Genomic DNA, 10,977 nt, shown 5'->3' with positions numbered 1-10,977 from the left:
CCCGGTGGTCGCGGTGATCGGCGACGGCGCGCTGACCGGCGGCATGGCCTGGGAGGCGCTGAACAACATCGCCGACGCCGAGGACCGGCCCGTGGTCATCGTCGTCAACGACAACGAGCGCTCCTACGCGCCCACCGTCGGCGGCCTCGCCGACCACCTCGCCACCCTGCGCACCACCCGGGGCTACGAGCGGTTCCTCTCCTGGACGCGGGAGGCGCTGGAGCGCACCCCCGTGCTGGGGCGACCGGTGTTCGACGCCCTGCACGGGGCCAAGAAGGGGTTCAAGGACTCCTTCGCCCCGCAGGGCATGTTCGAGGACCTGGGCCTGAAGTACATCGGCCCGGTCGACGGCCACGACATCGGCGCCCTGGAGTCCGCCCTGAGACGGGCCCGCGACTTCGGCGGCCCGGTCATCGTGCACTGCCTGACCCAGAAGGGCCGCGGCCACCGGCCCGCCGAGCAGCACGACGAGGACCGCTTCCACGCCGTGGGCCCGATGGACCCCGCCACCTGCCTCCCGCTCTCCCCGTCCACGGGCGCCTCGTGGACATCGGTCTTCGGCGGGGAGATGGTGGCGCTGGGCCGGGAGCGGCGGGACGTGGTGGCGATCACCGCGGCGATGCTGCACCCGGTGGGCCTGGCGCCGTTCGCGCGGGAGTTCCCCGAGCGGGTCTACGACGTGGGGATCGCCGAGCAGCACGCGGCGGTCTCGGCGGCGGGCCTGGCCACCGGGGGCCTGCACCCGGTCGTCGCGGTGTACGCGACGTTCCTCAACCGGGCCTTCGACCAGGTCCTGATGGACGTGGCCCTGCACCGCCTGGGCGTGACGTTCGTACTGGACCGGGCCGGGGTCACCGGCACCGACGGGGCCAGCCACAACGGCATGTGGGACATGTCGATCCTCCAGGTCGTCCCCGGGCTGCGGCTGGCCGCACCCCGCGACGCCGACCAGCTCCGCGCCCAGCTCCGCGAGGCCGTCGACGTCGACGACGCCCCCACCGTCGTCCGCTTCCCCAAGGCCGACACCGGCCCCGCCGTGCCCGCCGTCGAGCGGATCGGCGGTGTCGACGTGCTGCTGCGCACCGCCCCGCCCGGCGGGCCCGCCGACCGGCCGGACGTGCTGCTGGTCGCCGTCGGCACCATGGCCGGCCCCTGCCTCGACGCGGCCCGCCTGCTCGCCGACCGGGGCGTCACCGCCACCGTGGTCGACCCCCGCTGGGTCAAGCCCGTCGACCCGGCCCTGGTGCGGCTCGCTGCGGGGCACCGCACCGTGGTCACCGTCGAGGACAACGGCCGCGCCGGCGGCGTCGGCTCCGCCGTCGCCCAGGCGCTGCGCGACGCCGACGTGGACCTGCCGCTGCGCGACCTCGGCATCCCGCAGGAGTTCCTCGGCCACGCCTCCCGCGGCCAGATCCTGGAGGAGCTGGGGCTGACCGGCCCCGGCATCGCCGACCGCGCCGCCCGGCTCGTCCGCACAGCCCGGCCCCGCACCGGGCCGCGGACCGCGGACGACGGGGAGCGCGCCCGGGCGGCCGGCGCCGCGGCCGACGACGGCAGGACCTCCGCCCCAGGCCCCCGGCCCGTCCCGGTCCGCACCGCCGACCGCGCCCGCGCCGCCGAGCGCCCGCGCACCGCATCCCGCCCCCGGCCGAACGGGGCGGACGGCCCGGACGCCCCCGCGCGCGTCCCCGTCCGCAGCCCGCGCGCCGCCGGTACCGCCCGCACCCGAGGAGGGGAACCCCACCGTGGCCTCTGACACCGTCGCCCCCCGTGCCGAGGAGCCCGGCCGGCCCGGCGCCCCCACGTCCCCGGCCGGCCCGGGCCCCGCCGCTCCCGGCGCCGCGGGAACCGGTCCCGGGGCCGCCTCCCGCCCCGGCAGGGGCTTCGACCTCGCGGCCCTGATCGCCGAGCGCGGCGCCGAGCGCTACGACCTGCAGGAGCGGTACCTCAACCCGCAGCTGCCGCGGGTCCTGCGGACCATCGGCTTCGACCGGTTCTACGAACGTGCCGAGGGCCCCTACTTCTACGACGCCGCGGGCAACGAGTACCTCGACATGCTCGCCGGCTTCGGCGTCTTCGCCCTGGGCCGCCACCACCCGGTGGTGCGTGCCGCCGTGCAGCAGGCGATGGACCTCGACCTGCCCGACCTCACCCGCTTCGACTGCTCACCGCTGCCCGGCCTCCTCGCCGAGCGGCTGCTCGCCCACACCCCCCACCTGGACCGGGTCTTCTTCGGCAACAGCGGCACCGAGGCGGTGGAGACGGCGCTGAAGTTCGCCCGCTGCGCCACCGGCCGCCGCCGGATCCTCTACTGCGAGCACGCCTTCCACGGCCTCACCACCGGCTCCCTCTCGGTCAACGGGGAGGAGGGGTTCCGCAAGGGCTTCGGCCCCCTGCTGCCCGACACCGCGATCCCGCTGGGCGACCTGGACGCGCTGGAGCGCGAGCTGCGCCGGGGCGACGTGGCCGCGCTCATCGTGGAGCCGATCCAGGGCAAGGGCGTGCACGCGGCCCCGCTCGGCTGGCTGCGGGCGGCGCAGGACCTGCTGCACCGGCACGGGGCGCTGCTGGTCTGCGACGAGGTGCAGACCGGCATCGGCCGCACCGGCGACTTCTTCGCCCACCAGCACGAGGAGGGCGTGGAGCCCGACCTGGTCTGCGCGGCCAAGGCACTCTCCGGCGGGTACGTGCCGGTCGGGGCGACCCTGGGGAAGGACTGGATCTTCCGCAAGGTGTACTCCTCCATGGACCGGGTGCTGGTGCACTCCGCGAGCTTCGGCTCCAACGCGCAGGCCATGGCGGCCGGCCTGGCCGTCCTCCAGGTGATGGAGGACGAGGGGACCGTCGCCCACGCCCGCCGGACCGGGGACCTGCTGCGCGGGCGGCTCGCGGCCCTGGTGGACCGCTACGAGCTGCTGGCGGACGTGCGGGGGCGCGGACTGATGGTCGGCATCGAGTTCGGCCGGCCGCGCTCGCTGGCGCTGCGCACCCGCTGGGCCGCGCTCCAGGCGGCCCGCAAGGGGCTCTTCGCCCAGATGGTGGTGGTACCGCTGATGCAGCGGCACCGCATCCTCACCCAGGTCTCCGGGGACCACCTGGAGGTCATCAAGCTGATCCCGCCGCTGGTCGTCACCGAGCGCGACGTGGACCGCTTCGTCGACGCCTTCACCGACGTGATGGACGACGCCCACCGCGGCAGCGGCCTGATGTGGGACTTCGGCCGGACGCTGGTGAAGCAGGCGGTGGCCAACCGCTGAGGGGCCCGTCCTCCGCGGCCGGGCCCGGGGCCCGGCCTCCCGGACCCGGTCCCGGGGCCGGCGCGTCCCGGGGCCCGGACACGCGTCGGGCCGCCGACCGGCCCGGGGGCGCGGCGGACGGCCCGGCTGCCGCGGTGCGGTCAGATCTCGAGGTTCTCCTCGAGCCTGCGGATGATGTGCCTGGCCATGGCCAGGTTCGCCCGGTGCCGGTCGAGGGCCAGGTAGAGGAAGATCCCCTTGCTGGTGCGGTGCGTCAGCGGACGGATCAGGTGGTACTGGGCCGTCAGGGTGATCAGGATGTCCTCGATGGTCTCGTTGTGGAGGTTGAGCATCTCCATCGTGCGCATCTTGGCGCGGACCACGTCGGTGTTGCCCGCCGCGGCGACGTTGAGGTCGAGCTCCTTGCTGCTTCCCAGGGTGCCGAGGGCCATGCCGCTGCTGTAGTCGACCAGGGCGACACCGACGGCGCCCTCGATGCTCATCGCTTCCTTGAGTGCCGCTTCCATGTTGGTCATGGTGTGGGTGTCCTCCGTTGGTGGTGCCGGCTCGGCCGGACGGGGCCGATCCGGCGGATCGGCAGCACGGGTGATCAGCGGGTGTCAGGAGTACCCCCGCCGGTCGGGGCACTGGTGACCTTAGGGACCGCCTTGCCGGGCACATGTCGCTTGGCCTTTTTTGAACGATCAACTGTCTTTTGGTGATCGTCCGGAGTCGGAGGATGAACGAAGTGATCCGAAAGGGCGCGGCGGACGCCCGATCGGGTGAAAGGGTGGACGGGGACGCCGGGCCACCCGTATGGCCGAGTCCCCGGGGTGCCCGGGGCCGCCCGGGCACAGGCGGCGCCCCGGACGGCACGTCCGTCCGGGGCGCCGCCGCGGTGCCGCGGCCGTGCCCGCCGTGCGCCGGGTGGCGCTCCTCTCAGCGGAGGGCGGCGGCCTCCCGCTGCTCACGGCGCCTGCGGCGCCACACCGACTGCGCCACGTCCAGGGCCGCGCCCACCGAGAGCACGAAGCAGGCGATGGCCAGGCCGACGTAGACGCTCCGGCTCCCGCTGCCCACCTGCGAGGCGACGAAGGCGAAGATCGCCGTACCCACCAGCAGGATCGGCGCGAAGACGCTCGCCAGGAAGATCCGGATGTCCGACATCCCGCGCCCGCCCGGCGTGGTGGGGAGGCCGCGCCGCCTCCCGGTGATGTCGTACTTCAGGTGCGTGTCCGGCAACTGCGTGTCGGTGGCCTGCACGTGGTTGCGCCGGCCGGGCATGCCGGGCCCCTCCAGGGGCATGCCGTGGGGAGAGGTCCGGGGGGCCTCGGTCCCGCCCGCCGCGCCGCGGTCCCGGTTGGGGATGTACTGCCGCATGGTCTCGTCGCCTCCAGCGTCGTGCTCCATGGCCGGGGGCTGCCGGACCGCGCGCAGCGCGGCACCGCCGTGCCACCCACTGTCCGGATACCCGCTTCCGGTGTCCGGACACGGGACGGGGCCCGCCGTTCCGCCCTGACCGCCGCCCGGTCCGCGTCCCCGCCCGGTGCCGGCCGCCCCCGCTCCCGCGCCCCCGCCCGCCCGGGCCCCGGACGCACCCGGCCGGGTGAAGGCGCGGCCCCGGGGGGAACCGTCCCGCGCGGTACCGGCCCCCGCCGTGTCACCGTGGCCGGAGAGGCCCCTCGGAGGCGCGCGGCGACCGCGCGCCCGACCGGCCCCCCAGCACGCCGCACACCGCACCCCGCCCGGCTCTCCCGGCCTCCCGGCGCAGCCGGGCCTCCGCGGTATTCCCAGGAGGTCCGCCCATGATCCGTGCCATCGCCGTCGTCGTCCCGGCCAGGGACGAGGAGCGACTGCTCGGCGGCTGCCTCGCCTCCGTGCGCCGTGCGGCGCGCCACCCCCGGGTCGCGGGCCTCCCGGTCCGCCTGGTCGTGGTCGCGGACAGCTGCCAGGACCGCACCGCCGCCATCGCCCGCCACGCCGGCGCCGAGGTGGCGACCATCCGGGCCTGCAACGTCGGCGCCGCCCGCGCCCGCGGTACGGACCGCGCCCTCGCCGAGGTGCTGTCGCCCTCCCGCGGACCGGCGCCGGACGAACTGTGGCTCGCCCACACCGATGCGGACACCCGGGTGCCGTACGGTTGGCTGGCCCGGCAGCTCTCCTACGCGGAGCAGGGGTGGGACGCGGTGGTCGGGACCGTCCAGGTGCTCGACTGGTCCGAGCACCCCCCGGGGACCGCCGAGCGCTTCCAGCGCCAGTACGCGACCCCGGTGCGGCCCTCGGTGGAGACCGCGCCCAAGCCGACGCTGCGCGGCGGCCCGCGGGCCGAGCACCCCCACGTCCACGGCGCCAACCTGGGGGTGCGCGCCGGCGCCTACCGGTCCGCCGGCGGCTTCGCGGCCCTGGCGGTGGGGGAGGACCACGCCCTGGTGGCCGCCCTGGAGGCGCTCGGCCGTCCGGTCCGCCGGGCCGCCGACCTGCCGGTGATCACCTCCGCGCGCCGCGGGGTGCGGGCGCGTGGGGGCTTCGGGGACACCATCTCGGCCCTCTCGCTCCCCTCCGCCCTCCCCTCTGTCCTCCCCTCCGCCCTCGCCGTCGCCGGGCCGCCCGCGGGGCCTCCCGTCGGAGTGCCGTCCGGGCCGCCGCCGGTGTCCTCCGCGGCCCCCCTGCCGACCGTCCGGACGGCGATTGACAGCAGGTGATCTGCGGGCTATATACATAGGCAAGTTGAGCCCATCCGGCTCAGGATTACGCACCGCAGCCACATCAGAGGAGGAAGACACGATGCTCATGCGCACCGACCCGTTCCGGGACCTCGACCGGCTCACCCAGCAGCTCCTCGGCCAGGCGGGCCCGGCCCGGCCCGCCGCCATGCCGATGGACGCCTACCGGGAGGGCGAGCAGTTCGTGGTCCACTTCGACCTGCCGGGCGTGGACCCCGACTCGGTGGACCTGGAGGTCGAGCAGAACGTCCTCACCGTCCGCGCGGAGCGCCCCGTGCCCCGGGCGAACGGCCGCGAGTACCTGGTGACCGAGCGCCCCACCGGCACCTTCAGCCGGCAGCTCTTCCTCGGCGAGAGCCTGGACACCGAGCAGATCCGCGCCGACTACGAGAACGGCGTCCTCACGCTCGTGATCCCGGTCGCCGAGCAGGCCAAGCCCCGGCGGATCTCCATCGCCCACGGCGGGGACCGCCGCCAGATCGCGGGCTGACCCGCCCCGCACCCCCGGACCCCGGGTGCCGCCGCGCCGGACCGCGGCGGCCGGGCGGGTCCCCGCGGCACGGCCCCGGGCCTCCGCCGGTCCACCTCCGGCGGACGGTGCGGGGCCGCCCCCGTGTCCGGCCCCTGTGCCCGGCCCGCGTGCCCGGCCCGCAGCGTGCGGGCGCCGCGGGCCGGGCCGTCCGTGCCCGTCCCGCGGTTCGGCCGTTCGTGCGTCCCTCGCATCCGGCGGGTGTGCCCGCACGGGCGACGGGAAGGCGCAGGGCGGCTCCGGGGCCACCCGGACGTCCCGGGAGGCACGGCCCGCCGCCGCGGGCCCCCGGCCCAGCATCCGGAGAGGCGATTCGATGGCGCACACGCTCACCCATGAGCAGCAGGAAGTGCTGAGGATGCACGCCGAGGCGGTCGCCTCCTTCGGCCGCCGGGTGCGCGCCGTGGGGGCCGGGCAGTGGGACGCGCCGACCCCCTGCACCGAGTGGACCGTCCGCGACCTGGTCAACCACCTGACCGTCGAGCAGCTCTGGGTGCCGCCGCTGATGGAGGGGGCCACCGTCGAGGAGGTCGGCGACCGCTTCGACGGCGACCGGCTCGGCGACGACCCGGTGGGCGCCTGGCGCAGCGCCGCCACCGCCGCCCGCGAGGCCTTCACCCGCCACGGCGCCCTCGACGCCACCGTGCACCTCTCGTCCGGCGACACCCGCGCGGTGGAGTACTGCAGCCAGATGGCCATGGACGCCGCCGTGCACACCTGGGACCTGGCCCGCGCCACCGGCGGCGACACCAGGCTCGCACCGGAGCTGGTCGCCTTCGCCCGCCGCGAGGTCGAGCCCTACGCCGACGAGCTGGCCGCCAGCGGCCTGTTCGCGCCGCCGGTCAAGGTGTCCGACGACGCCGACGGGCAGACGCGGCTCCTGGCCCTCCTGGGCCGCCGCGCCTGACACCCGCCCGCCGCGCCCGACACGCGCACGCCGCCCGGCCCCGGGACGGGGTGCCCCCGTCCCGGGGCCGCGGTGCGCGGGCCCGGCCGCCGGGCGGGCTGCCGGGCCTGCCGGTCGCGCCCGTCACGAACGGCGGGCCGTCCGGGGGTGCGTCCCCCTGCCGGACAGTGCCCCGCCGATGCCCCCGGTGCCCTGACAGCAACCCCGGCAGCACCCCGGCAGAACCCCGGCAGCACCCTGGCAACCCGTCGACGCCCACGGCGCAGCCCGGTCCGGGTGCCGCGAGGCTCAGACCTGCCCGTGCCCGGCGGCCCGTGCGTCCCGTGCCTCCGCGCCGCAGGTCCCCCCGCCGTGCTCCCCCAGCAGCCGCAGGTGCAGGGAGGCCAGCGTCCCCTCGTCCAGTCCCAGCGCGTCCGCGGCCAGCAGTGCCGCGCCCGCGGCGCCGTCCCGGGCGCGGCCCACCGGCGCGCCCGGCCAGTGCCGCACGACCTCCCGGGCGACGCGGCGGGCCAGCGGGTTCGCCGTCACCAGGCAGGAGCCGGCCAGCACCACCGGGGTCCGCTCACCGGGCCTGCGCACCGCGGCCAGGGTGGCCAGCAGGTGCCCGGCCGCCGCCTCCACGATGCCCCCGGCCGCCGGGTCCCCGCGCTCCGCGGCGGCGGCCACCAGCGGCGCCAGCCGGGACAGTGCCGCGGGCCGCTCCGCGTACACGGCCGCGACCAGCCGGGCCGCCCGCCCCGCCCCCGGGACGCCCCCCGGGCCCGCCGCGGACCCCGCGGACCCCGGGCCCGGCGCGTCGGGCCCCAGCAGCTCCTCCAGCACCAGCGGGGCCAGCACCGGCGCGTGGGCCCGCCCGTCCAGCGCCTCCAGGGCCGTCCGCACGGCCTCCCGGCCCATCCAGAAGCCGGACCCCAGGTCGCCGAGGAGCCAGCCGAGCCCGTCGGCGCGGGCCGCCTCGTCCCGGTGCTCCACCCGCACCGCCACGGCGCCCGTCCCGGCGACCAGCACGCTGCCGCTGCCGGCGGCGGTGCCCGCCGCGAACGCCGTGGCCGCGTCCGGCACCACCGCCACCGGGCACCTCAGTCCCGCCTCCCGCCAGGCCCGGCCCAGCGCGGCCCGCATCCCGGACCCGCCGGGCGGCCCCTGCGCGGCCAGCCCGACCACGCCGTACCGGACCTCCGCCGGGTCGACGCCGGCCAGCGCCCCGCGCAGCACCACGGACAGGGCGGCGGCGGCCCGGTGGAGGGGGTGCGCGGCGGGGTTGCCGCCGTCGGCGGCGGCGTGGCCGTACCGGTTCCCGGCCAGGTCGCACAGGAGGGCCCGGGTGCGGGTGCCGCCCGCGTCGAGGCCGAGCACCAGGCCGCCGGGGGCCGTGTCCGCAGCCGCGCCCGCCCCCGCCCGGCTGTCCGCCGCCCGGCCGTCCACCGCCCCGGCCGCCGCCCGACCGGCCGCCGTCCGACCGTTCGGGGCTCCGACTGCGGGGGATCCGGCGGCTCCCGGGCGCGTCCCGGCGCCCGCCGGTCCGGCTGCGGTGCGGTGGGAGGCGGGCCCGGTCTGGTCCATCGCTGCGGTCCCCCCGGCTGGAAGCGGCTGGTGCGGTTGCCGTGCTGCGCCTCACTGTGCCAGCCGCCGCAGGGGTGCACCAGCGTGCGCACCGCGAATCCCCGCGTCCCGTCCCGTATTCACCGGGACGGCCGCCCCCGCCGCACCGGTCCGCGGTTTCGCGGCGGGGGCGAATGCGACGTGTACGCAGATTTCCCGGCCGGTGGAGCCGTGGTGAGGAGCCGCGGAATTCCGGAATGCGCGCGTGCGCTCCCGGCCGGTGTGCGCTATTGGCCGTCCTGGAACCGGTTCCTGCACGGCGGGGGCACAGGACATTCACGGCCGTGACGAATCCGGGACCGCCCGGGGCCCGTTCGGCGGCACTCTTCCGTGACGCCGCGGGTCGGCATAACGTGGCGGGGACGGCACCGCCCGGGAGGCGGGCGAAGGGTACGCAGGGTGCTGACCGGGCACCCCCGAACGAGTGAGGCGGAGACCGTGTCCGACACCGCGCCCGGCGGGGAGACCCCGCCCCGGGACGACCCCGAGAGCTACCTGGGACTGCCCGCGGAGGAGGCGGAGGCGGCCGCCCGGGCGCGCGGCTGGACCACGGTCCGGGTGCTGCCCCCCGGCGCGGTCACCACGCTGGAGTACCGGATCGGCCGGATCAACCTGACCGTCGACGGGGGCCGTGTGGTCCGCTGCTGGACCGGCTGAGGCGCCGTCCGGACGTCCGGCCCCGGCGGCGGCGGGATCCGGGGGAGGGGGCCCGGGGCGCCCGGTTCAGGCGCGCGCGCCGCTGCGGCGCGTGGGGCGGCGGCCGGGGCGGCCCGGTCCGGTCCCGCCCGGCGACAGGGCCGGGACGGCCGCGGCCACGCCGGCGAGCTCGTCCTGGACGGCCTCGTCCCAGGCGGACCAGTCCGTGCCGCCGCGCCCTCCGGACCCGGTCGGCCCGGCGTGCCCGCGGCCCCGGCGGCTCCACGCGGCCCGGATCCGCTCGTCGGCGGTCGCGACGACCGGCTCGAACAGCGGCAGCACGAGGAGCACCAGCAGTCCGGCGGTCCACCCCGCGATGACGTCGCTGATCCAGTGGGTGCCCAGGTAGACCGTGGTGAGGCCGATGGAGAAGGCCGTGAACCCGGCCGCCACCGAGCCGGTCCGCCGCAGGCGCACCGCCAGGTAGGCGATGACGCCCCAGGTCACGACGGAGTTGGCGGTGTGGCCGGACGGGAAGATCTGGCCGCCCGCGAACAGCTCGGGCGAGCCGATGTAGTGGGCGTAGTGCGGACCCAGCCGGCCCGTCACGACCTTCACGGCGCCCACCGTCATGTTGAGCAGCAGCAGGGCCGCCGCCATCACCAGCAGCGGCCGCAGGCTCCGGGTGCGGTTGCTGCGCCACACCAGCCAGGCGACGGCGGCGATCGCCGAGGGGCCGCGCTGGCCGACGACGATCCACACGTTGAGGTAGGGGAGCAGCTCCGGCCAGCGCTTGTAGGGCTTGGCCAGCATGGCGTCCCAGTCGAGGGTGACCAGCCAGGAGTCGGTGAGCACGCCCGCGACCACCACCACGTAGAGCGCGATGGTGGCCGCGAAGAGGACCTTGTGGGCGCGCGTCAGCGGCGGCCAGCGGCGCTCCTGCCGGGGCCGCTCCGCGACGTGGTGGTCCTGCCGCACCGGCGGTGCGGCGTCGTTCGTCTGGGTACGCACTCCCTTGACGTTACCGCCCGTGACAGGGGCGCCCGTGACCGACCTGGCCTTCGTAATGACGATGTGACCTCGCCGGCGGCTTTGCGGCGGGATAAAGCAGCAGGCCCGGGGTGCTGCGGGGCGGAAATGTGACACGCGTCATTCCGTGGCTCCGGCGGCGCTTCCGCGCCGCCGTTCGGGGAACCCCCGGCGCATCGGCCGCGGCGCGCCGCGGGGAGGGTCCACGGGAAGGGCCCCGGGCGGGCGTCCGCCATTCGGGCGGCGCCGCCGGTGCGTCGCCGCGGCATTCCCCGCGGAGTGTCCTCATTCCGGACGGCGGCGTTCCCGTGCTTT

The 10,977-nt window shown here is 77.1% G+C and carries 10 protein-coding genes; 6 read left to right on the top strand and 4 right to left on the bottom strand.

Annotated elements, in window-relative coordinates:
• Both LO771_RS16065 and LO771_RS16060 read left to right on the top strand, forming a co-directional pair.
• Positions 1 to 1,756: 1-deoxy-D-xylulose-5-phosphate synthase N-terminal domain-containing protein (locus LO771_RS16065; RefSeq protein ID WP_230652917.1), on the top strand; the 1,756-nt coding region annotated here is incomplete at its 5' end.
• A 142-nt stretch (positions 1,757 to 1,898) separates the two neighbouring features.
• Positions 1,899 to 3,257 carry an aspartate aminotransferase family protein gene (locus LO771_RS16060; protein WP_230652958.1) on the top strand — a complete coding sequence of 453 codons (1,359 nt, stop codon included), beginning with the start codon at positions 1,899 to 1,901 and terminating at the stop codon, positions 3,255 to 3,257.
• A gap of 140 nt (positions 3,258 to 3,397) precedes the next feature.
• Here LO771_RS16060 and LO771_RS16055 read toward each other — a convergent pair whose 3' ends face one another.
• Together LO771_RS16055 and LO771_RS16050 are read right to left on the bottom strand one after the other, a co-directional pair.
• A complete protein-coding gene (locus LO771_RS16055) occupies positions 3,398 to 3,772 on the bottom strand; it encodes a hypothetical protein (protein ID WP_230652915.1) in 375 nt (124 codons plus the stop codon).
• Between the two features lie 403 nt (positions 3,773 to 4,175).
• A complete protein-coding gene (locus LO771_RS16050; protein WP_230652913.1) occupies positions 4,176 to 4,646 on the bottom strand; it encodes a hypothetical protein in 471 nt (156 codons plus the stop codon).
• Between the two features lie 395 nt (positions 4,647 to 5,041).
• Here LO771_RS16050 and LO771_RS16045 point away from each other — a divergent pair, with 395 nt between their 5' ends.
• The 3 genes from LO771_RS16045 to LO771_RS16035 all read left to right on the top strand — a co-directional run bounded on the left by LO771_RS16045 (position 5,042) and on the right by LO771_RS16035 (position 7,395).
• A complete protein-coding gene (locus tag LO771_RS16045; protein ID WP_230652911.1) occupies positions 5,042 to 5,938 on the top strand; it encodes a glycosyltransferase family 2 protein in 897 nt (298 codons plus the stop codon).
• Positions 5,939 to 6,020: 82 nt separating this feature from the next.
• The gene (locus LO771_RS16040) at positions 6,021 to 6,449 is read left to right on the top strand and encodes an Hsp20/alpha crystallin family protein (RefSeq protein WP_230652909.1); all 429 of its coding nucleotides are present in this window, start codon (positions 6,021 to 6,023) and stop codon (positions 6,447 to 6,449) included.
• A 355-nt stretch (positions 6,450 to 6,804) separates the two neighbouring features.
• Positions 6,805 to 7,395 (top strand): TIGR03086 family metal-binding protein, encoded by a 591-nt coding sequence (locus LO771_RS16035; RefSeq protein ID WP_230652907.1) that lies wholly within the window; start codon positions 6,805 to 6,807, stop codon positions 7,393 to 7,395.
• 288 nt (positions 7,396 to 7,683) lie between these two features.
• Here the strand turns inward: LO771_RS16035 and LO771_RS16030 are convergent, their stop codons facing one another.
• Positions 7,684 to 8,958 (bottom strand): N-acetylglucosamine kinase, encoded by a 1,275-nt coding sequence (locus LO771_RS16030; protein WP_230652905.1) that lies wholly within the window; start codon positions 8,956 to 8,958, stop codon positions 7,684 to 7,686.
• A 477-nt stretch (positions 8,959 to 9,435) separates the two neighbouring features.
• On the opposite strand from LO771_RS16030, the gene LO771_RS16025 reads away from it, so the two are divergent.
• On the top strand, positions 9,436 to 9,654 hold the full coding sequence (locus tag LO771_RS16025; RefSeq protein WP_230652903.1) for an I78 family peptidase inhibitor: 219 nt from the start codon (positions 9,436 to 9,438) through the stop codon (positions 9,652 to 9,654).
• A gap of 66 nt (positions 9,655 to 9,720) precedes the next feature.
• Here the strand turns inward: LO771_RS16025 and LO771_RS16020 are convergent, their stop codons facing one another.
• Positions 9,721 to 10,644, bottom strand: coding sequence for a phosphatase PAP2 family protein (locus tag LO771_RS16020; protein ID WP_230652901.1), 924 nt, complete (start codon positions 10,642 to 10,644; stop codon positions 9,721 to 9,723).
• Between the last annotated feature and the right edge of the window lie 333 nt (positions 10,645 to 10,977).

This window comes from Streptacidiphilus sp. ASG 303, from assembly GCF_020991365.1.
Taxonomy (GTDB): Bacteria; Actinomycetota; Actinomycetes; order Streptomycetales; family Streptomycetaceae; genus Peterkaempfera.
The sequence above is the reverse complement of the archived record's forward strand: the minus strand, read 5'-3'. Positions and strand labels throughout refer to the sequence as shown.

Excerpts from the sequence above, each read along its gene's own strand:
- LO771_RS16055 (WP_230652915.1), bottom strand. The coding sequence starts at position 3,772 with ATGACCAACATGGAAGCGGCACTCAAGGAAGCGATGAGCATCGAGGGC.
- LO771_RS16050 (WP_230652913.1), bottom strand. The coding sequence starts at position 4,646 with ATGGAGCACGACGCTGGAGGCGACGAGACCATGCGGCAGTACATCCCC.
- LO771_RS16045 (WP_230652911.1), top strand. The coding sequence starts at position 5,042 with ATGATCCGTGCCATCGCCGTCGTCGTCCCGGCCAGGGACGAGGAGCGA.
- LO771_RS16040 (WP_230652909.1), top strand. The coding sequence starts at position 6,021 with ATGCTCATGCGCACCGACCCGTTCCGGGACCTCGACCGGCTCACCCAG.
- LO771_RS16035 (WP_230652907.1), top strand. The coding sequence starts at position 6,805 with ATGGCGCACACGCTCACCCATGAGCAGCAGGAAGTGCTGAGGATGCAC.
- LO771_RS16030 (WP_230652905.1), bottom strand. The coding sequence starts at position 8,958 with ATGGACCAGACCGGGCCCGCCTCCCACCGCACCGCAGCCGGACCGGCG.